Source organism: Micromonospora sp. NPDC003944 (assembly GCF_053605225.1).
The window spans coordinates 78,071-103,900 of sequence record NZ_JBSGIV010000010.1; the positions used below are offsets into that span (position 1 = coordinate 78,071).

Annotated in this window: 12 protein-coding genes; all 12 read right to left on the reverse strand. The window is 66.4% G+C overall.

Features of this window, described 5'->3' with window-relative positions; genetic code table 11:
• Window positions 1-17: 17 nt before the first annotated feature.
• The gene (locus ACWER9_RS07485) at window positions 18-4,043 is read right to left on the reverse strand and encodes an Eco57I restriction-modification methylase domain-containing protein (RefSeq protein WP_452300995.1); all 4,026 of its coding nucleotides are present in this window, start codon (window positions 4,041-4,043) and stop codon (window positions 18-20) included.
• A complete protein-coding gene (locus ACWER9_RS07490) occupies window positions 4,040-6,874 on the reverse strand; it encodes a helicase-related protein (protein WP_452300996.1) in 2,835 nt (944 codons plus the stop codon). The genes ACWER9_RS07485 and ACWER9_RS07490 overlap by 4 nt, the downstream gene beginning before the upstream one ends.
• Complete coding sequence (locus tag ACWER9_RS07495) at window positions 6,874-12,120, reverse strand: DEAD/DEAH box helicase (RefSeq protein ID WP_452300997.1); 5,247 nt, start codon at window positions 12,118-12,120, stop codon at window positions 6,874-6,876. The genes ACWER9_RS07490 and ACWER9_RS07495 overlap by 1 nt, the downstream gene beginning before the upstream one ends.
• Before the next feature lie 699 nt (window positions 12,121-12,819).
• Window positions 12,820-13,917 carry a hypothetical protein gene (locus ACWER9_RS07500; RefSeq protein WP_452300998.1) on the reverse strand — a complete coding sequence of 366 codons (1,098 nt, stop codon included), beginning with the start codon at window positions 13,915-13,917 and terminating at the stop codon, window positions 12,820-12,822.
• A gap of 124 nt (window positions 13,918-14,041) precedes the next feature.
• Entirely contained in the window at window positions 14,042-16,129 is a 2,088-nt protein-coding gene (gene fxlM / locus ACWER9_RS07505) for a methyltransferase, FxLD system (RefSeq protein WP_452300999.1), read from the reverse strand.
• 15 nt (window positions 16,130-16,144) lie between these two features.
• Complete coding sequence (locus ACWER9_RS07510) at window positions 16,145-17,407, reverse strand: lanthionine synthetase C family protein (RefSeq protein ID WP_452301000.1); 1,263 nt, start codon at window positions 17,405-17,407, stop codon at window positions 16,145-16,147.
• Window positions 17,404-20,451: a lantibiotic dehydratase gene (locus tag ACWER9_RS07515; protein WP_452301001.1), complete on the reverse strand. Its 3,048-nt coding sequence runs from the start codon at window positions 20,449-20,451 to the stop codon at window positions 17,404-17,406. The genes ACWER9_RS07510 and ACWER9_RS07515 overlap by 4 nt, the downstream gene beginning before the upstream one ends.
• A 95-nt stretch (window positions 20,452-20,546) precedes the next feature.
• Window positions 20,547-20,681 (reverse strand): FxLD family lanthipeptide, encoded by a 135-nt coding sequence (locus tag ACWER9_RS07520; RefSeq protein ID WP_452301002.1) that lies wholly within the window; start codon window positions 20,679-20,681, stop codon window positions 20,547-20,549.
• 326 nt (window positions 20,682-21,007) lie between these two features.
• Entirely contained in the window at window positions 21,008-21,778 is a 771-nt protein-coding gene (locus tag ACWER9_RS07525; protein WP_452301003.1) for a class I SAM-dependent methyltransferase, read from the reverse strand.
• 10 nt (window positions 21,779-21,788) lie between these two features.
• On the reverse strand, window positions 21,789-23,003 hold the full coding sequence (locus ACWER9_RS07530) for a histidine decarboxylase (RefSeq protein ID WP_452301004.1): 1,215 nt from the start codon (window positions 23,001-23,003) through the stop codon (window positions 21,789-21,791).
• The gene (locus ACWER9_RS07535) at window positions 23,000-23,722 is read right to left on the reverse strand and encodes a hypothetical protein (RefSeq protein ID WP_452301005.1); all 723 of its coding nucleotides are present in this window, start codon (window positions 23,720-23,722) and stop codon (window positions 23,000-23,002) included. Before ACWER9_RS07535 ends, ACWER9_RS07530 begins: the two co-directional genes overlap by 4 nt.
• Window positions 23,723-23,982: 260 nt before the next feature.
• Window positions 23,983-25,428: an APC family permease gene (locus tag ACWER9_RS07540; protein ID WP_452301031.1), complete on the reverse strand. Its 1,446-nt coding sequence runs from the start codon at window positions 25,426-25,428 to the stop codon at window positions 23,983-23,985.
• Between the last annotated feature and the right edge of the window lie 402 nt (window positions 25,429-25,830).

Consider the following 25,830-nt stretch of genomic DNA (forward strand, 5'->3'; position numbering starts at 1 on the left):
ACGAGCCAACATCCACTTTAGACACCCACGTGCCGAGGTCCCTCGCCGGGTGCCGGGTCGAGCAGTGACTGGTACGGCCTGCCGGTCGCCGTGGCCTCCGCCAAGGCATCGTAGACCGTCAAGATGATCTCCTTGGTCCGAGCAAACCGGTCCGGATCGTCGTTCCGGAACGCGTTGAACGTGTCCATGATGTAGGCGACATCGTCACGCTCCACGCCATAGAGATGGAAGTACGCTGCGTCCAATTCTGCCCGAATGGCGAAGCGCCGTTCTTCAAGCCACACAAATGGCGCTCCATTATCTCCCAAATCTCGAGCAAAAGCCTCCATATCCCACGTCGTATACATCAACTCCTTCGCTCTCGCCGAGATCCACTCCTCTAGACGGAGTCGTGAATCCCATACGGCACATTCAGTGAATCGATCCGGCGGAAATACTGGCAACTGCTTAACCTGAAAGTAGTTTAGGTTAGTTCCAGCAAGCTTCTGACGTTGAACAAAGTCAAGTACGAAGGATGAAAGCATTGCAACTAGGCAAGATGGGTTTCCTTTTCTCGGAAACATGAGATTCCCTGAGTCGCCGAATCCCGCAAGCGGCATAGGAGAGGCGATCAGAGTTCGCTTATCGACGGCTCGGCAAATCTTCCTCCAGCCGAGCAGCCAATCCCGCCCCCAGTCATCCGGTACAGTATTTTCGACTCGTTCTTGATCTATCCAGTAGCGCGGAAGAGCAGCATAGTCGGCGTTCGCCTTCTGGAAGCTGCTAACACGCGGCAGTGTTCCCATGTTTGCTTGAGCCTCTGTTTGGCCTTCATATGTCCCCAGTCGATGGTCGAAAAAGTGAACCATCTTTGCTTCGTACAGCGGCAGCATGCGTTTCGAACCACGGGCAAAAGTGTTGCCACTGAGTTGCCAACCATCTCCCTCCAGCTCTTGGCGAGTGTGGAAGAACTTAGAACTGTTTGACATGTGAAACATTGCCATAAAAGACAGCCCCCACGGGTTCTCTTCTGGCATTTCGCGCCAGAATAGCGGGACGCGACGATAAATCCCGAGGGTGATAGCAGCATCGCGGCGAGATCGAAATAGTGGGGTCGTGCCGGTATTAGGGTTGAGGAGCAAGATGTCTGCTGGCGGCAGGCTCATTCGCCGAGGTTCGATGTCGGCAATATTTCGAGACCCGAAAGCGAAATTCGCCTTCTTGACTACTGCTTCCCGGCCGCATATGGTGAGCAGGCAGAATCGAAAGCTGTGATGCACGGAGTTGCTGAGAAGGAATTCCTCATTTTCGAAATCAAGAAAATCTGCCAGCGTGCCAGTTCGGACCAAATCGCCAAAAAATGGCGCGGTTGTGGCATCCGTGGCAATGCCGGTCGGAAGGACCAAGCCACACCGGCCTTGCGGCTTGATGATGGTTCGTCCAGTTTCAGCGAAAACCGCATAGGTGTTGATATCGCCGCGCCCGGTAAGCGGATACCGGCCAGTCAGACGAAGTAGACAGCCCCAGCCGCTGGCAAGGCGCAACTCTTGCTGAAAGTCGGTGTAAAGATCCCGATCGGTCGGCTCCTCGCTGGTAGCTAGAGCCATAATGAGCCGCTTGCGTGCGGCAGCGTTCGGCGCGTTGGCGATATCCGGGTTGCGTGCGGCGAAGTACTCCTGTTCCTGCAGCTTGATACGCTCCCAGGGAGGGTTGCCGACAACACAGGAGAATCCGTCGCGCCACCCAGTAGTTGGGTCAACCTCTGAGTCGTCGTCGGCGGGAACGTCGAAGACCTCGGGAAACTCCACGTGCCAGTGAAAGAAGCGATATTCCGCGGCAATGGCTTTCAGGGTGTCCTCGACCAGGTTCGGGAGGCCTTCGCTCCGTTCGATGGCACGGATGTTCTGAGTGGTGATCGGGCTCGGCCCGTCCGAACGCGCCGGCCAGACGAAAGCGGCGCACCACGCGTCGGCGGCCTGCAGCTTGCGGCGGCGGTCCGGGTCGTTCTCCAGGGCGCGTAGGCGGCGGGCCTGTTCGCGTACATCGCTGAGGTTTTTGATCGTGGTGTTGAGGATCGCCCGGGTCTGCCGGGCCAGGAACTCGTTATCGACCGGCACGGTGTCGCCGAGGCCGAACAGCGTGTCGATGCCGTGTTCCCGGGCAGCTCGGTTGTCTTTGCGAGCTTGGGCAAGAACGGCAGTCTCGTCGCCGTCGAGTGCCTTGTAGGCGTCGTCGGGAATGCCTTGGCGTAGCAGCGCCGGAGTGGTACCCAGCAGAGCATTGCCGACCTTCACATGGCCGTCCAGGAAGGCCAGCGGTTTACCCGGTTCGAGGGACTCCAGCCATAGTGAGATCTTGGTGATCTCGACCGCCAGGGGATTGATGTCGACGCCGAAGATGCAGCGGCGCACGACCTTCGCCATCGCCGCCTGAATCTGCACCGGGCTGGGCTCGTCTCCCAGGTAGAGCGCTGCGTAGCGCTTGGCGATGCGGCGGGCAGCACCGACGAGGAAATGTCCGGAGCCACAAGCTGGGTCGCAGACAGTCAGATCGAGCAGATCGTCAGGGTTGCCGCTGACGGCGTACCGGTCGATGACCGGTTCGAGGGCGGTATCCAGGAGCGCCTCGATCAGCGGAGTCGGCGTGTAGTACGAACCCGTCTCCTTACGATCGCTACCACGTACCTCTTCTTCCAGCCAGAAACGTGGAACCTGGACGTCTGGACGAGGAATGAGTTCCAGCAGAGATTCGTAGATACCGCCAAGTTCCTCGGAGTCCAGATGCCGGTAGTTGACCCGGCGGCGCTTGCCGCGCCGATCGCGGATCTCGGTGAGCGGGCGGATCGCGGCGAGCAGACGTTCGTTGGTCAGTGTGCAGTCGCGCAGCAGGTCCGGGTGCTGATCGTCGCCGTTGGACGTGCCGGCGCGGAAGAACAGACCGCCGAGTCCGGGTAGACCGAGATCGGGAAGCCCGTCGTCGTCACCCAGGCCGTCGAGCACCATGACCAGGCTCTGCCACAGGTCGGTGTGCCGGTCGCCTTGCCTGCGTTCGGCGATGCGGCGCAGCCGGCTGGCGGAGAAGTAGGCCAGGTAACCCTTCTTGACCTCGTCAGTGGCGGCCGGGTCAAGCAAGGCGTCACGTTCTTCAGCGACCAGTAGGAATACGATTTGGTATGCCAGCCGAAGCAGTTCGTGGTGGAACTCTCGGTCTTTGAGCCGGTTCTCTCGCAGAAGGTCCCGCAGCCGGGAGTTGGCTTCCAGGAATCCGGTACCCAGTTGTTCGAGGGCGGCCTTGACACCATTACGTAGCTCGGCGCGAGCGCGGGTGCCGGTCTCGGCCGCGTAGCTGCGCCACTGCTCAATTCGGCAGTCGGCAGGGGTGGGTGGTTCTCCGTCAGCCCTGTCGAGCAGCTCGAGCCGGGAGACGTGCAGGAGTGCGTAGAGCAGGACAAAGTCGGAGTACAGCTCGCCGTCGAAGATGGCTTCCAGGTCGAACTCGATATATGAGCTGGCGGCCATTGTGGTCGAGTCGCGCAGCAGACGTAGCTGCCTGCCGTTGCTGAGGATCGCCCACAGATAGTCGTCGCTGCAGTTCAACAGGTCTTGAACCATGGACTGGGCCGGCCGGCCCGCCTCGCCGCCACCGGTGCGGGCGTCCAACCGAGTGTGCCAGCTGATGATGTGTATAGGCACGTGCTGCCATCGATGGCTGACGCCGAAAGTCCGGCCCTCAGCGGCGATGCCGCCTCGAACGAATGGCACCCGACCGAAGCCCAGCTCGTTGAGCAGCACCAGGATCCAGCGTTCCCGGGTAAGGGTGGTAGCCGGATCGGTTTCGGGCAGGGCGGCGAGCCGATCGCGGAATCCAAGGTAGACGCCGCGCAGATACTCCCACCGGCGAGTTGCCGCCTCCCCGAGGCGTTCGCCGCTGGCCAGGTGGTAGTCCTCGGAGCGGATGCCGGGCACGTCCCGGTCCCCGGCGATGATCGCTCCGATCAGGTCCGCGGGAAGAAGGCCGCCCTCGATCGTCACCGCCGTATAGATGTTCGCGGAAGCGGTCGTCATCGAGTGCCCTCCTGCGGTATGGATCCGGACGGCAGATATACGTAAACGCCGAGAACGTCTGGACGGCCGCCCAGGGTCACCTTCAATCCGGCGACGCGAGCCGCGACCGCACCACGAATCCGGCGGTGAGCCTCTCGGACTGACACGGCTAGTTCCTGACCTTGTTGTTCCAGGTATTCCTGAACATCGTCGAGTTCACCCAGCGCCCGATTGATCGCGCTGGTGACCAGCTCCGGCAGAACATTCGCATCTGGGGTCGCGGTGAGCAGCGCAGTCGTCTCCTCGTCGTTCAACCACAGACGCTGGCCACCCGAGCCAATCCGGTATGTCATGACCTGGGCGTCCTCGGCCACTATCGCGCGTTGATCGGGCAAGGTCAGCAACAACCGGTAGCGCACCAGCAGGAGTACGGTACGGGCAGAGACGGTCGCGGTACGGATGACTCCCAACCGGGCGGCCGGGCCGTCGGTCGTGGGATCCAGGGCAGATTCGAGCACGTGTCGGGCCAGTGCGGCCACCGTCGGATCCGTGCGCACCATGGCATGCTGACCGGGTTCGACCGGAAGGTCGTATCGGAACAACAGATTAGTGTCTTCACGGTCGCTGGGCAGACCGAGTGCCACACGAGTGCCTGGGCGTAGTCCTTGGGTGGGTACACGGATACCGTCGGCGTCAACCGTGATGCCAGCACCCAGACCGGTGAGGGACTGCCGGACGAAACGGGCCACGTCGGCCGGGGTACCTAGAGCGCGACGGAGTGCCGTCAGCTCCTGTTGGACGTCATCGAGTTTCACACCGGACTGGGCGTACTTGGTGAGGACCTTCGATTCACGTTCGGCGGCGCTCTCCCAATCGCGGTGCAGAGCGTCGCGGCGGGCGGCCAGTCCCAGGTCGAGATCAAAGGCGAGTTGGTCGGGCTCGTCCCGGCGCAGTAGAACGCCCTCGACCAGAGCTTGCAGAACGGAATCGCTCTGCTCCGGCACCGGCACCGCCACCCCGGTCTGCCTGGCGATGGTGCGGTGCTTGCGGATGAGTACGTCCAGGACGATGCCGTCGATGCCGTTGTCCATGCCGTACAGGGTGACCGCACGGACGTAGTTGCGCCGCTGGCCGAATCGGTCGACGCGCCCCTCCCGCTGTTCGTGCCGGGTGGGGTTCCAGGCGAGGTCGTAGTGCACCACGGCCTGGAAATGCTCTTGAAGGTTGACACCCTCGGACAGACAGTCCGTGGCGACGAGGACGTGCCGGCCGGGCCGTGAGGTGAGATCGTCGATGCGTTCGACACGTTCTGGCGGTGGCAGGGTGCCGGTTACCGCCTCGACGTTGGCCTTCTTCCGCAGTGCCTGCCGCAGGTGCTCGGCGACGTACTCGGCCGTCGGGATGAACCGACAGAACACGATCGGGTCGTAGCCGTCCGCCAGCAACGAAGTGACCTCACGGATCAGGGCGCCGAGCTTGACGTCCTTGACCGGACCTTCCAGCAGCTTGGCCTGGCGTGCCATCGACCGCAAACGGTCACGCATGGACTCGGACAGCTGATCGTCGTCCGCGCCCGGCGCGGCATCGGCGCTCTCCAACGGGTCGTCGGTGAGATCCAGAACGGCAGCTCGTCCCAACTGGTCCGCCTCGATCTCGGATTCAGCGGCTGCGGTCACTGATCGGGCGAGCAGCGTCGCCGTCGCAGCGCGCGGCGAGGACGCGACCGACCGCAGAAGGGCCAGAGCCGACCACCAGCGCACCCGGTGCCGCAGCCCGTCGGAGTCTCGCACGCTCTCCCGAGCGAAATCGAGGATCTTGCGGGTGAAGCGGGCGTAGTCGGAGCCCAGGTCGTAGGCTACCTCCCGGATCTGTCGGTCTCGAGGGAACGGCGTGTCCTGATCCAGGTAACTGCGGATGTCACGGCGACGGCGTTGAACGAAATGCCGGGCCAGCTCGGTGCGACCGCGTTGATCTTCGAGGTTGAGGTCGGCGAACCGCGGGTCGAGCAGGGCGATCAGGTCGCGGAATGCGTCCTCGTTGCCGCTGTGCGGGGTCGCGGTCACCAGCAGCAGGTGTCGGGAGGTGTCCGCGGCCAAGGTGCGTAGTAACTCGTGGCGCAGTTGGCGGGTCCCAATCCCGGTGGCGCCGACGCAGGTATGTGCCTCGTCGACGATGACCAGATCTGGGCATGCTCGGGCGAACTGCGCTCGCCGGCGCTCGGCCTTGATGAAGTCGGTGGACACCACTGTGTACGGGTGTTCCTCGAACACCGAGCGGTCGCTGGGCAGGGGACGTTCCAGCCGGGTGATGGTCGACGGCAGCACCAGAGTCGCGTCGATGCCGAATTTCTCCGATAGTTCCTTCTGCCACTGCTCCGCCAGGGCCGGGCTGCATAGCACGACCAGCCGGCGGGCTTCGCCTTGTTCCAGCAGCTCCTTGGCGATGAGTCCAGCCTCGATGGTCTTGCCGATGCCCACGTCGTCGCCGATGAGGAGGCGTACCGGCGACATCCGAAGAGCCATTAGCAAGGGCACCAGTTGGTACTGGCGTGGCTCGACCGCGATAGAGGCGATCGATCGCAAGGGTGCCGCGCTGGAGGTGAACCCGATCCGCAACGCCGTACGCAGGAGATCGGCAGCGAGGTGGTCACCTACTTGACCAGTCTCCGCAGTGGGCGGTGGGAACTCCGCCGGGGTGACCTCGCGAAGAAACAGGCCTGTAGTGAACTCGGTGTCCCCGTTGAGCGGCCGGGCCAGCAGGAAACCAGGAACAGAGTCGGGGAGGACCACCCATTCCCTGCCACGGGCGGCCACCAGGGATCCCGGCGAGTACTGGATGCTGCTCGCTGACACTATGCGCCTCTTCCTCCGTGGGCCCCGTCGCGGCCCGGCCCGAAAATGCTCGGGTAGGTCCGGGCTACTTGATACCAGTCATCATCATGCCGGAAGCGGATCACCAACCAGCCGAGGTCCATCAGCCGGTCGGTGATAGCGGTGTCGCGCCGAGTGGTCTCCGCATGGTCGTGCATCGGGCCGTCGACGAACACCGCGACGTCGCCACCGGGCAGGTGATAGACGAAGTCCAGCCGGGCCTGCGAGTCGGGTATCAGAACATTGGAGTCGTCGGGCAGCCGGTAGGCATGCTCGAGCAGGAATGTCAGCAGTTGGCGCCCATGCTCGCCGGTAGTCGTCTCAATCAGCGACTCGTGGCGCTGCGCCGGTCCCGGCTGCGCGTTCGGAGCGCCAACCGTGCAACCCGCCAGGGCACGCAGTGTCGTTACCACCGAGAGCCGGTCGATGCGGCGGTGGAACAGCTGGTTGCTGTAAGATAACAAGCAGTCATAGCAGCCGCGTTCGCAACGCTCGGTCGCTCCCGGCGCGTGACCCAGATCAGCACCAGTATCGGGATCGACATGGATGATGCGCAATGCCTCACGAGCCACCAGAGCCAGCGCATCGTGCTTGTCGTGTAGGCGACGCAGGACGCCGGCCCCGCCTTCGGCGCTTTCGATGAACAGCATCCGCCCCTGCCCGTCGCGGTCCGGCAGCGGCTCACTGGACAACTCGGCATCTTCCAGTTGGTACACCGTCTCGATGCCGCGCTCCAAGGCGTAGCGCAGAGTCGTCGCCTCGGTGTCATCGACCGGTCCGGCCAGCCGGAACACCGCGATGTTCTTGCGGTCCTCCACATACGGCAACACTTTGACCGCCCGAGCGGCCTGGGACAGCGATCCCAAGTCGTTGTCCTCCGGTGAACTATCGACAGCTCGGGTTTCGCTCAACCATTGCCCTCGCACGGGGTCCAGCCAGAACCCGAGATTGTTCGGGTCTCGACGGCCCCGCCGGCCACGGTTGATGACGCGTACGGTGGCGGTGTCTCCGTAGACCACCTGAGCCACCGGCTTCCCGTCGGATGTCGTCGCCTCCGCCTCCAGCCGGCCGGACCGCTGACCATGCTCACTGAAGCGGTACACCGTCTGCAGCTCGAAGCCGCCCCGGCGGCGTTCCTCCTCGTCGGAGGAGATGCGGCGCCTGCGTACGGTGTGCACAGTCTGCAGGTGCATCAGGTTTCCCAATGCCCCGCCCAACTCGGCGCCGCACCCCTCACAGCAGTCCACTCCGGCCTGCCGATCGTGCCAGTAGCCGCAGGCAGCGCAGATGCGGGCCTCAGCGGTCGCTACGTCGCCGGGGTCGTTGCCGGCCGGCACCTGCACCTTGGTCACCTGGTAGCGCTGGCCCTCGTGATAGATGAGGGCGCCCGGGCCGAACTCGCCGATCGCGATGAACCTCGGCCGCTGGATGTAGGAACCACGAAGCCGCTGCCCCGGCACATACGCAGCCAAGGGCAACCGGGGAAACGAGTATCCCGGCAGGAAACCTTCCGAGGCCAGATAGCGGTAGCTGTAGAAGTCGCTGAACGGCTGGTCGGAATCCTCGTTCTTCAACAGCCGCAGCTGATTCTCGGCCTCCATCCGGCGCCGCTGGGCCAGTTTCCTGGCGTCCGGAGTCGTGGTGTTGTCCAGAACTCGGCGGTTCTGTTCGCGCTGCTCGGCCAAAGCTCCGCAGTACAGTCGCCGCCACCGCTCACATGCATCGTCGAACTGCGTGTACGCCGCCCGCATCACGTCGTCGGCCCACTCCGGATACCACCATGCCGCCTGGGAGAGCTGCGCATCCAACTGGTTCAGCACCGCCGAGGCGTGAGTCGCGGCCCGCCTCTGGACTGCCGGGTCGGACAACTGATCGGCCAGATGCCTATGGATCGGCAACCGGGGATCGGTGTCGTGATCCGCCGAGGCGTCCAGCACATCGGTCATGCGGCTGCCCAGACTCGCGCCGCTCTCAGCCAGCCAGATGGCATGCAGGTGGGATCGCAGCAAGTCTTCGTTTGTCAGGTCCAGGCGTGGCGGCCGGACGCTGCCGGCCACCATCTGTTCGGAGCGACGGAAGTAGTATTGATCATGGGCGCTGCCGGTGGAGCAGTAGGTTGTGACCAGGGCGGGCTGCCCGCTACGCCCGGCCCGTCCGGAGCGCTGGGCATAGTTGGCAGGAGTCGGCGGGACGTTCCGCATCCCAACTGCGGCCAGGGTGGCGATGTCCACCCCCAATTCCATGGTCGGGGAGCAGTAGAGCAGCGGCAGCTCAGCCCTGCGGAAAGCCTCCTCACGATCGAGGCGGTCCTCGGCCCGGACCTGGGCGGTGTGCTCCCGGGCGTACAGGCCAGCCAGCTCAGCTGCGGTTCGGGCGTACAGATCCCGGAAGAAGGTGTTCACATGGCTGCCAACCTCAGGGTCGACCACCTTGCGCAGGGGATCCGGGGCGCCGCTGTGCCCGCCACCAGCCCGCCAGAGCAGTGTCGAGGCCTTCAGTTGGTAGCCGCGTCGGCCGTCGTGGTTCTCCGCGGCAACGGTGAGGAGCCCATACTTCTTCAGGACCCTCAGCAGGTCCGTGATGATCGCCTGGGCGTCGTCGACGGTAACCGAAAGGCTCGAGGTGAACTCTCGTGGACGGCGCAGAAAACGCCCGAACGCGCCTCGCCCGGACAGGTGAACCGCATCCATGGAACGGCGGGATCCGGCTGACGAGCCGAACACCATGCGTGAGCCGACGCGCGGTTCACCTGGCGGCAAGGCCCAAATGCCGGTTAGGAGCTGCTCGGACTGCGCCGTCAGGCGTTCGAATCCCTCGGCGGACAGTACCTCGGCCTCGACTGCCAGAGAGCGGCGCATCTCGTCCAACAGGATTCGCGCCAACGCCTCCCGATGATCCGCTGCGTCGTCAGCCAACAGAGGGTGGCGGTCCTTCCAACATCCGTCGTCAGCCGCGATCTCTGCAAGATCGAGGTAGTCGAAGACCAGCAGTCCGGTCTGTTCTAGGTTCGGCATGGTCACCCGCCAGCCGCGCTCCAGATCGCCGTAGATTCGGTATGCCAGCGCCTGGCGGAGCGCGCGGCGTACTTGTTCCCGCTGCCCGAATTTGACCTCCGGGTTCTGAGCGTAGTCGGTGATCGGCAAGTCGAGCGCCGCCTCCACTCGCTGCGCCACATCGTCGTGACTCAGTCCATCAGATCCGGCGTCTGAAACGGCACGATAGAGTGCTCCGCGAATCTGAACGATCTGCGCGAAGTCGTTGAAGTGTCCTGCCTGCAGGCTGGCATCCTGCCGGTTGTCGACGAAGGTCAACAGCTTGCGCGCGTCATCGGATAGATCGGGCTGGGCGCGAAGGCTGCGCATGATGCTGGTACTCACCAGCGAGATCGCTGAACTGCGACCCTCGGCGTTGAACGTCGCAAGCTTCGCGAAGTCACGAGCCCGTACCTGCTCATGAGAGACCCGACACCGCAGGCAGAACCGGAACGGGGTCGGCACGTACCACGCACGGAGCCCGTGCCCGGCATCGGTCTGCACGCCGTCGACGCCGACCCAGACGTCCCGCGGCAGGTGGTCCGCCAGCCTCGGAAGTACGTAGGGATTTCCTGCCGCATCAACGTCGTACCAGGAATCCGGCAGTCGACCTTCGGCAATCGCCGTTGTCGACTCCGACGGCCACGGGTGATCCCCACTGACGTACAGATAGCCGTTGACGGCGTCACCGCCTTCGGCGTCCCGATCTCGCCGCGGAACATAGGTCACGGTTCCATCGGCACCCGTTCGCCTGGCGACCACCAAATACTCCTGGCCGCATTCCCGGCAGAACGCCAACGGCATGAGGATCTTGTTCCGGTCGCCGGGGACGCTGACCTGGTACTGGCCGGTGATGTAACGCTGTTCCTCCGGCTCGAGGCTCACGTATACGGTGTCGCCCTTGGAGAGGAACTGGTGCAGACGGAAGGCGAACAGTGGGCGGCCTGTCACCGGGTGCCTGACACGGGACCCCTCCTGCAGGATGCTTTCGACAGCCCGTACACAGGTGTCGGCGTCCCCGCCGATCAAGCCCGCCAACTCGGCGGCGGCCTTGGGAATCCGGGTTGGCTGTTGCCGCACCCACCAGCCGGACCCTGTCTCCGTCCGTAGTCCAAAGGTGGTCTCGATCCAAGAGGCCAGAGGATCTCGGCGTAGTTCGTCATATGAGCGGTCATGTCGAGGCCCGGCAGCAGTCTTGACGGCCGCGGCAAGCGCCATGGTGACCTCAGCCAGGGGAAGCGTGGCCCTCTCCAGGGTTTCGCCGATCACCCGCTCCGGTTCAACCAGAGTTCCAAATAGATTGGTGGCAGCGTCGGATACCACCAGGCGAGCCTCTTCGAAGGTGGCCTCGGTGGCCATCGTGGCCGACGTGCCCACGCATTGCAGGCCCGGTGATCCGCAAGCCTCCCGCAGCCGACGGACAAGCAAAGCCACATCCGCGCCCTGGCGTCCCCGATATGTGTGCAACTCGTCAAGAACCAAGAAGCGCAAGCCCTGGGCTGCACCGATCAATTGCTGGCGCTCGACCGGTCGGGTTAGAAGGTATTCCAGCATTACGTAGTTGGTCAGCAGGATGTCGGGGCGGCGGCTCAGGATCCGGTCTCGGTCCGCTTCGCTTTCCTGACCGGTGTAACGGGCGAACGTCACCGGGCGACTGTCGCTGGGGAGCCCCCAGTGAAGATACTTCTCCAGTTCGTGCAACTGGCTGTTAGCGAGAGCGTTCATCGGGTAGACGACGATTGCCTTGATCCGGTTGGGGGCAGGATCGCGCAACACGGAATCGACGATCGGAACGATGTAACTGAGGCTCTTACCCGATCCCGTTCCAGTCGTGAGCACGTAGCTGTTGCCGGATCGGGCTGCCTCGATGGCCTCCCGCTGATGACGGTGCAGGGTTAGCGGGCGCCGTCCTGGATCATCTTCAGCCACCTTCACTCGGAAGAACCGTTCGCACATCGGATGCAGTAGTCCCTCGGCGACTAGGTCTGCGGCCGTGCCAGCGGGCTCGAATGCCGGGTTGAGTGACAACCACGGATCCGGCCAGCGAGTCTTGCTGGCGCGCTCGTTCTGCACATGACCAGCCACCCGCGTGTCCCTCATATGCACCAGAGACGAGGTGAACGCGTCGTAGTCGCTGACCAAGCGTCCGTGAACCTCGAAGACATCCACCCGTACTGCCCCCTTCAGTTCGACCATGACCGGGCATACCCTACCGGCCATCTTTTCGCATCGGTAGCCGCCCTTTCGGGCTTGATCATCGATACCGAACCGCAATGCCTGCATGGCGCAGGGCATCCCCGCGTGCATCCATGCCGACTGTCCACATTACTCAGGATGTCTGCCTTTGGGCTGGTCCATAGCTTATGGGCACCGCTCTCCCCTCTTCTCATTTAGGGGAGAGATTCTCGGGAGGCGGAACCCCCGAAAACCGCCGGGTGACGGGATATTACGAGAGCCCTCCACCCGCAACATGCAAAGTCGTATGCGGTGGAATCGCGTCAAGGATTCGACTGCCAAGCCGAGAGATCGAGGATTTGCCACAAGGCACGCCCTGCCCTCTGAGGCTGCTGCGGGAGCAGAGTTGATGGATATCGACTCGACCAGCGCCACGTGGTTCAGCGCCCGCGTGTGGTGCAGCGCCAGATGCCATTTTCGGGTTCATACCTCTCGCTATCCGACAGACCGCCCGTACCGTGAGGCCTATCTGGCGAAGCCGCAAATATATGTACAGAAATGCCGGTATGCACTATTGGTCTCGGTCGCATTCCGGGCCTGCGTCATAGAACATCATCGCCCATCACGACGCCAGCGGCCACGCGGCCGATGGCGTCGCGGCGGTCAGGCCAGCAGCGCTCGGCCATCGATCGTCACGACCTCGGTTGCTCATTCGACGGGTCACGCAGAGCTAGGCGCGCCAGTTATAACGTTGCCGGCCACAGCGAGGGCTAACGACAGTGGTTCCAGTGCCGCATCCGGCAAGATCCCTAGACCCAACCCGCTCGACTCGACCAGTAGACCCAGCGACCCCTGGTGTTCAGGGCCGACGGCTGGATGGTTAAGGAGTTCGCGCGCCGCGTTGGCATCCTCGTTATGGATCACGTGTGCCGCGAGCCGCTTGATGAGGTCATCTGCGATGTACGACGGCACGCCGGCGGAAAGGTCCAGGGCCGTGAGACTGAGCCGCACGCGGAACACCGGAAGTCCTCTGCTCGCCGCGGGGGCCGACGCTCGGGCTATCAGGCTAGCGTAATCAGTTGTGGGGGTGCCTCTGATCGTCGTTGCGTGCCAACTCTGGAGGAGGTCGTGCACCGTTTGCTCACATGGCTGTTCGATCTTCGTTCGGCTGAGCAGGTCGGCGGCTTCTTCGCCGTCGCCCTGCATCAGGTGGGCGACGATCGTGACCTGTCGCCCGTCGAGCAGGGTGGGGTCGATTCCGTCGTAGTGCTGCACGTGAGCCAGTGCGTCGGCCCAGCGGCCGGACAGGGTGAGGGCGCGGGTTCCGTCGGAGAGCAGGATGCCGCGTAGCCAATTGATGATCTGTTGGATTTCGCCGGGATCAGCGGTGAGCTGCTGGGGATGTATCTCTAGGTCGTCAATGACGGCGTGCCTGCCGCTGACGATCGCTGTGTGTAGGTCGGTGAGCAGGCGGTGTGCGCCGTCGCCGTCGCCGTCTCGGATGCGCAGGCGGGCGAGGTTGATGACGGGCTCGAGGGCGAAGCGGGCGGTGTGCCCGTTTAGCGGCGCTTTGCTGAGGTAGAGGTTCGCGTGTTGTTGGCACCAGGTGCGGGCGAGTTCCGCGTCTCCGCAGTCGGAGGCGACGAGGGCGGCTCCGTTGAAAACCATGGATGCCGTATCCGGGTCATGTTCGCGGTGGGCGGTCTCGGCGAGTGCAGCGAGTCGGCTCACTCGTACGTCGAGCGGTTTGGCTGGCGGGCGTTTGCGGGGGACGAGGGGGAAACGGGCGGCGATGGTGGATGCGAGGGGCAGGGGCATGGTGTCCTCACGTACGGCGGAGGCGCATGTTGGCATCGTGGTCTGTTCGGTGGTGCGTGGTGGTTGGCGGTGCTGGTGCCTGGGGTGGCCGGGGCGGGGTTGGGCACCGCCCCGGCGTGTGCCGTCAGAAGGAGATGGTGAAGGTGGTGTCGGGCCGCTGAATGTCGCCGGGCTCGGCAGGTCGCATTCCTGCTGGCTGGGCGGTGACGGTGGGTTGGTTGGGGCGGCCCGCTTCGTCCCATTGGTCGAGCAGGTTGGTGAGTTCGGCGGCGAGCTTGTCGGCGTCTGGTCCGTGTGCGATGACGCCGATTTCGTGGTGGCCTTCGCTTGTTGGTTGGAAGGCGAGGTAGGCGATGGTGCCGCCGTGGTAGATGGCGGCTCCGGCCCAACGGTAGGCGGGGGTGACCAGTCCGCTGGTGCGGGCGGTGTCGCCGACGCCGAGGCGGCCGAACGGTGTGCTGGTGTGCACGAGTAGCCATAGGTCGAGATGGCCGACGGGGTCTGCGTCGGCGACTTCGATGCCGGTCCAGCGTTCGTGCCGGGGGTGGCTCAGGGCGTGGCTGAGCGCCTGTCGGTTGGGGTGGTCGGCGGCGTCGAGTTTGAGGGCCACGTCGGTGTCGAGGCGTACGTGGTGGTCGGTGTGTTCTGCGGTGCCGCGCATGGGGACGAATCCGCAGACCAGCGGTGTCGTGGTGCTGACGAGTTGGTGGGTGTCGGTGCGGTCGAAGGCGAGGCATCGGGTCAGGCCGCTCTCGTGTACGCGCAGGGGTACGACGATGCGGCCGTGGTTGGCGAGTTGGTCCCACCAGGCGGTGGAGATGTCCCATGCTCCGGCGGTGACGATGATCCGGTCGTAGGGCGCGGCGTCGGGGTGGCCGAGGGCTCCGTCGCCGTGGATCACGTCGACGGTGTCGTAGCCGGCGCGGGCGAGGTTGGCGCGGGCGCCGTCGGCGAGGTCTTGGTCGAGTTCGATGGTGACGACCTTGCCGCTGGGGGTGGTCAGCTCGGTCAGCAGGGCTGCGTTGATGCCGGTGGCCGCGCCGATCTCCAGGACGCGATGTCCGGGGTGTGGATCGAGTTGTTCGAGCATGTCCGCGACGAGGCTGGGGCTCGACGCCGAGGACAGCGCGGCGCCGCTGGGGTCGCGCTTCGTGACGATCTGGCGGCGGGTGTAGACGGTAGCCACATCGACACCAGGGAGGAACTGCTCGCGGGGCACTCTGCGAAACGCCTGCTCGATGGAAGCCGAGCGGACGTGGCCGCGCTGTTTCAAGGCGCTGACGAGCTGTTCGCGAAGCACGGCTGCGCTGGGAGCTTCAGGTTCGACGTCAGGTGGGTGGACCATGTGTGTACTTCTCTCTGTTGTTGGCGCGATTTGATGCTTGTCGTAGGCGTCGGTGGACGAGTGGTGGAAGGTGACGTGCGTGGCTGCCGTCGCGAGGAGCCCGGCGTCGGCGGCCGATATGCCGAGCCGATTGAAGAGGAACAGCAGGTGGTGGGCTAGCACCCCGCGCAGGTTGCGGGTGAGTGCGCCGTGCTGGTCGAGGAAGCCGAGGTCTGCGCCTGCCCGCTCGTGGGCTTGCGGCCATTGGGGGGTGGCTGCCAGCGGGCTACCCGGCGCGTCGTCGGAGGCAATGAGCAGCCGCTGTACGGCGGCGATCAGCTGAGGGCTTGGTCCTGGCGTGTCGGACTGGTGACGGCGGATCGCGAGGTGTCGCCAGACGTCGCCTTGCTCGGCGAACTCCAGTCCGGCGGCACGCATGAGGCGGGTGGCGAGTACGACGCCGAGTTCGCGTCGGTGGGCGCCGCTGGCAGCGAGATGGCCGAGGATGTGGCGGCTGTCGGCGTGGAACAGGGTATGCGCGACCGTCATGGCCTGGTCGCCGCCGAACGCGTATGCCTCGGGCCGGTAAATGGGCTCGGTGACGCCGCGGATGCGGGCGTCAATGGTGAGGTCAGCGAGGAGAGCGTAGAACCTGGCTTGCCGGTCGCCGGGCAGGAGCCGCAACCGCCATGTCTGCGTTTTGCGGATGAACCAGAACGCGGTGATCACACCGCTGTCCTCGGCGCTGATTAGTGCGGGGGCGAGCCGGGTTGCGGCGTACTTCTCGGCGGCATGCCAATCGGCGAAGGTCAGATTGACCTGACGCCACTGGCAAACCGAAACCGCCTGGATGGGTGGGCTGATGTCAGAGGCCAGGTCGAGGTCCATGGGTGGTCTCCTCCTCTAGTGGATTAGCAGGCTGGTTGCCCAGCGGATGTCGGTGCCGGTGGCCATCGTGTGCAGGGTGAGAGCGACTCCGGCGTGGCCGGCGATCAGGCCGGATCGCGCCGGGGTGGCGTCGGTGGCGTGCTGGATCAGCAGGCGCATCACGTGGGACATGTGGGTGTGCAGACTGGTGGTGCGGGCGTCAACAGCGGCGTACCAAACCGTTGCGGCGAGTCCTGCCCAGCCGTGGCACAGCGATGGGTCGACGAGTCGGTTGAGCTGAACGGGGTCGGCCAGACAGCGGGCCAGGGCATCTTCCGCCGTTCGCTGCCTAACGAGGTCGCCGAGGGCAATCCCGGCGAGCTGTTGCGCGCGGGCTATGCCGGGGGTGCCGTAGCACCAGGACGGCCGAGCCGGTCCGCGTGTCGCAGGCTTGCCGGCGTGCAGCTCGGCTGCCGTGATCCTCTCTGGCCACCATGGTCCGGTTGCGCTGGTCTGCCGCCAATCGTCCAGCCAGGTGTTGATCCGGCCCATTGCTTCGGCCTGTCCCGGCACCAGGATGTTGTCGCGCATGGCGAGCACCAGGAGCGCCAAGGGGCCGGTGATTCCGTGCGCCATGCCGAAGTTAGCGTGCCCGCCTGATGCAGGGCTGTCGGGATCGGAAGGGTCGCCGCTCCACCAGCCTGGCGCGAGCCGTCCAGCCTCGTCGTCGATGTCGACCGGGTCGGTGAGCCGCACCAGGTACGTCAGCACCTGCCGGAGCAGTTGCCCGTCTGGTTCGCGGCGTAGCAGGTGGGCGCCGAGGCCGGTCAGCCCGCGTACGAGGTCGAACTCCGACAGCGTGGGCCGGGCACATGCCGCCATGCGGGCCTCCGCGGCGGCCAGACGCCGTCTGGTCAGATCCGCGACCGAGTAGTCGAGCGCGTCGCGGGATGCCGGATGGGCGTGCGGCGCGGCCGTGGTCAGCGCGTGGGTGACTGCCGGCGCACCGAACCACAGCCCTGCTCCGCTGCCGTTGTTCAGGGTGTCAGCGGTCGCGTGTCGCAGCCACTCGTAGGCCGGTTCCCATCCTCCGTGCCCCGTCTGGGCGCGCACGCCGTGCAGGATCGCTACCCCGGCGGCACCTCGCGATAGGGATTGGGCGTGCCAGCGGGTACTTCGTGACCCGTAGTCATCCGCCGTGAAGGCCGGAGGGGGCGGCTTCATCAGGGTGTCGGTGATGCACGAGGCCATCGTTTCGGCTGCCCGTAGCAGTGGACTCGCAAGCGGCACAGCAGTCATTGAGACGCTCCTGCCGCGCGGACCCGGCGGCGTACGGTCGCCAGCGCGATATGGCGAGCGAGCCGATGCGTGACCTGCTCGGCACGTTCGTCGGGACCATGAGTGCGAATGAAATGCAGGTGTAGCAGCGAGGTGAGCACGGAGGTAGGGGTCCGTGGGCCGCGAAAGGCGGACAGCGCGTCGGCGTAGCCGGCTGCGACCCGGGATCGCTCCTGCCATGCCTGCTGGACCTGTTCCGGCAGGACGGTCGGGTCAAGGGCGACCGCCTGGCGCAGCAGATACCGGCCGATGGGCGTCGGCCCGGCCTGCTCCGGGTGGGCGACCAGCCACTCGCATGCGTCGTTGCGACTACCGAGCATCGCGGCTGCCAGATCGATCATGCTCACGGCGGTAAGGACGTGCCGGTTGACCTGACGCTCGGGTTGCACGCTGAGCTGCGCCAAGGCTGCGGTGGAGTCGGCGGCGAACAACTCGTGCGCGGCGACCAGCGCCTGGCCGTCTCCGTACCGGCCTGACTCGGGATGGTAGGTGTCCAGGCTCAGGTCTCCGGCAAGGCCCTGCCGTCGAAGGGCAGCGGCCCACCGGCCGACCCGTACGGCCGCGTGGCCGTAATCCTCGGTGTGCAGCCGCAGTCGCAGGTGCGACATGGGACGTCGGAGGCGGACGAACCACCGCAGCGGCGGCTCGGGCCAGCCGGCGAGCAGCGCTGGCAGCCCGCGCAGCAAGACCAGCTCCATCATTGGCGGCTCGACGGCCAACGACGCCGACACGATGCCGCCTGCTCCGGGCATGATCGGCGGGGCCGGAGCGGGCGGCGGCCCCGAGCCCCGTGCGGAGACGACGGCCGGCGCCACGGCGGGCTCGGCCGTGGAGACGACCGGCACGACGATCTCGTGAGCACGCCCGGACAGCCACCCGAAGTCCTCCGGACCCGCCGCCTCGACCACGGTGATCGGTTCGGTGCTGGCGTCCAGGTGGGCACGCAACAGGGACCGGTCCATGGCCTGATCGAGGTTCAGCCGGAGCCTCTGGTCGCCGCTGCCGACCTGCACCCACCCGGGCAGCCGCAGCCTCGAACGCACTACGTCCCAGGCTGCGAACCATTCGCTGTCGCTCGCGTTCGCAGCGGGCAGGCAGGCCGGGTCGATGCGCCACCTGGCGGTCGTGAGCAAAGTCCGCCGGTATCGCAGGGCGGGCCGGAAGGGCAGGCAGGAAGCCGCGCCCCAGTCGAATGGTTTCAGCCGGGCGTCCATCGCTCGGGGCAACTCCACGAGAAACCGACCGAGCAGCGGCATCGTGTGCAGGGCGGCGGCGTGCGCGACCATCGGCTCGACCACCCTCCCCCGCGACATCGACACCAACACCAGTCGATCCCGGCCGGCAGCCACACCAAGATCACCAATGTGGATGACATCCTCGGTTGCTGGACGATGCTCAGCCAAGGAAATCAGCCACGGAAGGACCAGCGGGGCATTCAGTACGTTCTGCGCATGCAGACGGTGTGGTGGGAAGCTCAACTGCGCCGGCATGGCCCCGTCCACCGCAACGGGTAGCCGCGCGAACTCCTTACACATTCGCTCCCGCTCCGGAGCGGGCAGCGCGTCGAGGAAGCGTCCGCTCGTCGCCATCGCCGAACGGCCAACGCCGGTCACCGCGATCGTGAAGCGCCCTTTCGCCAAGACGTCCAGCGATGCCGCGCGGATCTCTGCCGTGACGTCGACGTGAGGGCTGATGTGGCCCTCTTCGGGCGCGGAGCTGGCCAGGGCCTTCACGGCTGCGTCGTCGAGCTTCACCTCTTGGACGCCGTCGATCACTGCCTGCTGGGCCAGTGCCAAGAGCCGTTCGTCACGGCTTGACAACGAGGCTGGGGGTGCTTCGGCCGCACGAGTGAAGTGCTCCGGGTAGCCCAGCCCAGTCAGGGGATCGATCACCTCAGCCAGCGGCACTATCGCCGTCATGCCGTAGCGGTTGACGAACCGGGCACGGTACGCGCGCCACTCCGGCCGACCGCCCGGATGGGACGTCAAGCGTCGCAGCACACCCACAGCGCTCACGATCTCGACAGCGACCTGAAGCGGCAGGGTGACCTGATCCGCATGCCGAAGATCCACCGCGACTGGCTGTGGATCCGCTGCCACCCGACGCATCCGGTCAGCCACCTCACGCAGATGTGCCGTACCGGCTGCGACGCCACCCAGGTCGACGTGCAACGACTCGAGTGCAGCCGCGACAGGCTGCTGTTCGTTGAGGTGGTCATCCTGCACCGCGTCGAGCTGGTCCAGGATGTGTCGCAGCGGGTCGGTGCAGGTTGACGGCGGTCGGAGGCTGGAGATCAGCACAGCGTGGTCGACCAGATCGGCAACCAGCGCGTCCGCGGACCCAGGCGGAGTTCGTGGGAACGCGGCCGTCACCTTGTCGACCAACTCCGTCCACAGCACCGGCGCGGCGGCTAGCGACACGGCCAGCCGCACGGCAGCCGTGTTCCTCACCGAAGAGGTGCCATCTGCTGGTAGCGAGGCGTGCGGCCGGCGCCTTACCGCGAGCCGAAGTCCCTGTCCCACCGTGAGGTTGTTTGCCTGCACCCGCAGGTTGCGGCGCACATGCGGGTCGGCTTCGAGCCGTGCGATCAGAGACGCGAGCCAGCCCGCGTCCGGCCGTACCCGGAGGGTCGAGGTCGCTGACGGTACGACCGAGGCAGCCCGGTCGAAGCGCAGTGCGGCGACTCCGGTGAACAACCCAAAGGGCGTTGCCCGCCGCTGAGCACGCACCAGGTACCGCGCAAGTGCCAGAGCCATCCGCCAGCCGCGGCCGGCATCGAATGTCCCGCCAGCGCACACCGCCTCGACCCGGAAAGCGAACTCAGGACTGGCAGTCCACACGGCTTCGGCCGCGCCGGGGCGCTTCCACGTCTCTCGCAGCCAGCCATCAATGCCTGGGGCATCGCCTCGATGCGGCCACGGCATGCTGCCGCTTCGCCACGAGTGCGCGGCGATGCGGATCGTGGCGGCATCAACATGCCGGTACAGACTGCTTCTCGCCGCCACGATCCACTCCTCACACGGGAACTTGCTCGGTTGCAGGGGGTCGCCGGTTCCGGTGAACGTTCGGGTCGCTCACCGGAACCGGCAAGGACAAGCGACTAGCAGTCGCCGTTCTTCTGGGTGTCGCAGCCGTCGTCCGTGTCGGCCAACAGTGCAGCGGCGACGGGACCCTCGGTGACGATCTGGACGTCCAGCTGGAACGGGTCGTCGTTGGCGACGAGCAGGTCGTTCATGGACCCTCCTAGGGAGTGGGATGATGGGTGGGCAGGTAGCCCCCGCAGCTACCGGCACAGACTTTGCGGCGCGTCAGGCCGGGGGCGGCAGGGGAACGGGGCACCCCTGCCGCCGGCCGGCACCGGCCGCCGCGCCCACTTCGATGAGCGGCAACCGGTCGGGTAGTCGTCGCACGGCGACTACCCGGGTCGGAAATGGCTGGTTGTAGGTGGCGGCCTGCCGGTGGCCCAAGTTCCTGACATAGGAGATTGCGTTGATTTTCGTCGTGTCTGCCACAGACTCAGCCGGACGGATCGCACCCTGCCCGCGCCCCGTGCGGCGCATGTCATTCGGTTGCCTTGCGGGCGTGGATAGCCCTGCCCTCGTAGGAGCCCAGGAGAACGTTTGGGTCGGCCATGAGCGTGACGAACCGGTCGAGGTCGGCATCGGTGACCTCGGGTGTGGTCAGGACGGGACGGAGGTCGTCGACCACGTTGGCGAGTAGCTGGCACCCGGGGCCGCCTCCGGTCCAGGTCTCGGTGGACGCGTGGGTACAGACCTGCGGCATGCCCTTGACGACGAGCAGGGCGGGGGTGTCGGCCGTCCAGGTGCCGGCACCGTCGAGTCCGGCGATGGTGTGGTAGACGCGTCGCATGACGGTGTGGATCAGGCACACGTCGCCGTCGGTTGCCCAGAAGACTCGTGGCGGGGTGTCGGTGACGTCGGCCAGGACGAGCCAGCCACCGGGACGCAGCCGGGCGATCATCTGCTCCAGCGCCTCTGCGGGGTGTGGCAGCTCGCCGTGCAGCCACCGGGCCACGACGACATCGAAGCTGTCGGGCTCGCCCGGAAGGTCGTCACCGTTCAGGTCCCGCTGATAAACGTCGATGACACCTGTTGGGTTGAGGTAGGTGGTGTCCTTGTCGACCGCCGTGACCCTGCCGCGAGGGCCGACGAGGCGAGCCAGGTCGGCGGTGACCTCACCGCCGCCCGCGCCGATCTCCAGGACGCGCTGGCCGGGTTGAATGTCGAGCCGGTTCAGCTGCTGCCGGATGATCGGGTCGAGCAGTTCACGCAGCGGGGCAGGGCGCAGTTGGCCGCTGTGGGTGGTCGTCATTGCGGTGCTCCTAACACGATTCGTGTGTTTTGGTCTGGTGGTGCGGTCGCTGCCCGGGGCGCGGGATCGGCCTCGGTGGCGCGATGGCAGTGAGGTCGGCGACGAAGGCGTCAACCTGGCCATGAGTGACGCCGGGCATGCAGATGAGGTGGCTGGTGGCTCCGTCGGTGGCGAGTAGCCACTTCTTGCGCACCTGCTCGGGCGGGGTGGGCAGGACGACGGTGAAGGCGTGCGGGTGTCGCCAGGCGGGCCAGCCGGCGGCGTTCAGTTGATCCACGGTGTAAGCCGCGAGGCGGCGGGCTTGGGTGGCTCGCCAGCGGTGCCCTTCGTGGCCGTGGGTGGCGATGGCGTGCCAGAGCAGGGCGGCGGCCAGGCCGCAGCGGGAGCCGGTGATGGTGGTGTCGAGGGCGGCGGTGTAGGCGATGTGGCTCACCGTGTGGCGGGCGTGATCACGGATGAGGACGACCCCGCAGGGCGTTGGCACGCCCAGGAATTTGTGTCCGCTGATGGCGATGCTGCTGATGCCGCTGTCGTCATCGAGGCGGAGCCGGCCGTCGAGTGCGAGGGGGATGCCGGACAGGGCCGCGTCGACGTGAAGGTGTCCGGTTACCTGGTGCTCGTCGAGGACGGCGCGGATGGAGGTGGTGTCGTCGACGGCTTCGGTCAGGGTCGTGCCAGCGGTGGCCACCACGATCGCGGGCCAGCGTCGCCGGCGGCCGACCTGCGCGGCGAGGTGCGCGTAGTCCATCTCCCCGCCCGCGTCAGCGTTGACCGCGACGCCGCGCGCCCCGAGCATCCGGACGATCTTGGGTATCGAGTAGTGGGCGGCGGTCGAGTAGTAGATGCGGGCGGTGGGGTGGCGGTGGTGGGCGGTGTGCAGGGCGGACAGATTGCCTTCGGTGCCGCCGGTGGTGACGTAACCCCACCGGTCATCTCGCGGCATGGCGAGGGCGTCGGCGACCCAGCCGATGACGGCCCTCTCTAGCACTCGGGTATCGGCAACTCCGCCAAGGTCCGCGGGGTCACCGATGTTGTTCCACAGCCGGTTGCCGAGGCGGGTCATGACCTCGGCGTAATCGAGGTCCACGGCGCCGGGAAACCCGATGCTCGTCGCGGCGGCGGCTTCGGCCTCCTGGATCAGGTGGTCGAGCACGGCCGTGACGTCAATCGGCGCGCGGCTGAGGTCCGCAGCGTCGCCGAGGCTGAGGCTCTGATGACCGGTCACGCCCGCCGCCCCGCGAGCAGGTGCGTAGTGAGGGTGTGGTGCAGTGCTGTGAGCTGCCGCCAGATGTCGCGGGTCTCGTCGTCGCCCTGCTCGGTGAGGCGCTCGTACGGGTTGTAGTAGGTGATCCGGTCCGGGTTGAGGGTTTTGTTGCAGCGCACGCCGTCGTCGCCGAGGCGGGCCTGCGGGTCGCGGTCGAGGTGCAGGGCGGTGCCGTCGGTCAACAGGACATAGCACTGACCTTTGAGGTTGAACGCCGACATGTAGCGGCCAGCGGCGGCGGCTTCGCGCAATGTCCGGGCGACTTGGTACCAACGGCCCTGGTCCGAATCGAGGGTGCTGACACCCACACCGACGTACCACGCACCTGGAGGCAGGGTCATGTCCCCGCCGTTGACCATGGAACCCTCTGGACCGAGGGGACTCCACTCGCGTCCGATGGAGGCGATGTTGTCCGCGGCCACCTCAGCCATCTCCGCGAGCAGTTGCGGCAAGACATCGGAGTCCGGCGACTGCGGCCACGTGCGGTGGGCGGTGTGCAAGCGGTAGCCGTGCGGCTCGTTGGGCGCGTCGGAGACGAAGAACAGCATCAACGCGTGAGGGCCGACCGCGCCGCGCCCCCCGAACGCCTGATCGGCTTCAATAAGGTGGCCGGTGTTCAGCCGCTTGGACCGGTACACGACCTGCAGGCGCAGGTCCGCCCAGCGCAGGTCAGCCGGCACCTCGCCGTCGGCAGAGCGGTGCTCATAGCCGGCCGGGCCTGGGGGCGGGATCGGGGGAACGGCGGCGTCGGGTGGCCGCTGGTACCCGGTGGGGACAGGTGCCGCGCCGTAGCCGGGCGGCGGCACAGTGACCGCAGGCTCGGGGTGGTCGGCAGGTGGCGCTGCGGGCGGGTAGCCCGCTCGCCAGCGCGGGTCCAGGGGGTCGACGCCGTAGTGCCCGCCAGGTGACGTAGCCGCGTGGGTCCTCATCATCGCCCTCCTCAGATCGAGAGGTTCATGGCGTCGGGAACGGCATGTCTCTTTGGTGTGCCACGGCCGATGCCGGCGTAGACCTCCGGGCGGGCCTGGCGCAGATGCCCGGCCCACACTCCGCCCGCAACGGCGGCGGCCAGGAGGATCACGGGCAGCAGGAACGGATACAGCGATCCGGGCGCGGCACCGAGCAGAGAGCCGGCGTTGCCGACCATCAGCACGAGCACCACCGACCCGCCGAGCACACCCAAGGCGGGCGCGAGCCGCCACTCCCACGCACCGGCCTGCGGGCCGCGCACCCTGGCCGGTGCCATCATCGCGGCCACCGACGCGGCCAGCAGCAGACACAGCAGGCCCATCGCCCCCAACGCCGACAGCCACGTGAACATCACCGCCACCAGGTCAGCACCGCTGACTGCGAACACCCCCACCACCACCGCCGCGACGGCCGTCTGCATCAACGACCCACCACGCGGCGCACTAACCCGGGTCGCGCTACCGGTCCGGGCAAGACCCGCCGGCAGTACCTTCTCCCGGGCCATGGCGAACACATACCGGGCGAGCACCGCATGGAACGCCAGCATCGACGTGACGATCGCGAAGATCAGCACCACGTTCGCCAGGGCCGTCCACCAGCTGCCCAGGCGCGTCAGGACCGAGAACGGCAACCCGGACGCCGGATCAGCGGCCACCTCCCCAACGACGTCCGGGCCGACCGCCACCCCCATCGCGAACGCGGCAACGGCATACACCCCGCCGAGAACGAGTGCCCCGCCGACGGTGGCCCGGCCAACTGACCTACGTTCGACGGCCTCCTCGACGAGCGACCCCGGCGCGTCGAAGCCCATCAGCGCGGCTACGCCGAAGGCGACCGCGCCGCCGATCCCGCTGACCGCCAGACCCGAGGCGTGGAAGCCGTCCCAGGACACCTCCCCGCCGGCTGGCTGTCCCACCCCGGCGAAGACGAACGCCGCGACGATCAGCAACGACGCGGCCAGCACGACGGCCAAGACCCGGGTCGACAACATGATCGCCCGCACACCGAGCACTCCGACGACGACCAGGGCGAGGCCCGCCCACACCCACCACGCGCCGCCGAGCTGGGCTGCCATCGTCGCCCCGAACGGCCCATACAGGCTGATCTGGATCGCGTTGTAGGCCACCAGGGCGACCATGCCGGCAGCGACACCCCAACTCCGGCCCAACCCGTGCGCGAGGATCGCGTAGTAGACCGCCGGGTGCCCGAGCTGGCGCGCCATCGCCGCGTACCCCACCGCCAACAGCGCCACCGTTCCTGCCACGATCACGAAGGTCAGCGGCAGCGCCACCACCTTCGTCGTCGCATAGGTGCCAACGATGCCTCCGGTGAGCACCACCATGGGCGCCGACGCCGCCGCCCCAAACATCCACAACCCGAACGGCGTCAGGGTCCGCCGCGCCAGACCCACCTGCACCTGCGCCGACTTCACCGCTGCCCCCGCTCCGGCGAGTCCGGGCACCCCGACCTACGGCAGCCATCCACGGGATGCGCGCCCACATCGGCGGCATTGGCGGGCACGAGGTAGACCGCCGTCGGCCGTACCGGGCCACCACGCCAGAAGCTCCGGTCGCGCTGGAGCCGGCGAATCGCGGTGCCGGCGGCGGGCGTGAACCCGAACAGGTCGTGAGCCCCGTCTGGCCACTCGCGCCGGATCGCATAACCCCACGCGTACTCCGACGACGCCAGGTCGCCTGCGAGCGTGAGGGCAGTGCCGGTACCGGCAGCCGCGATCCGCGCTGGCAACCTCAACCAGCGCCCCAAGGCGGGACTGCGTGGTCGCAGTGCGGTGGTGGGCGGAGCGGCTCGGGTCAGCATG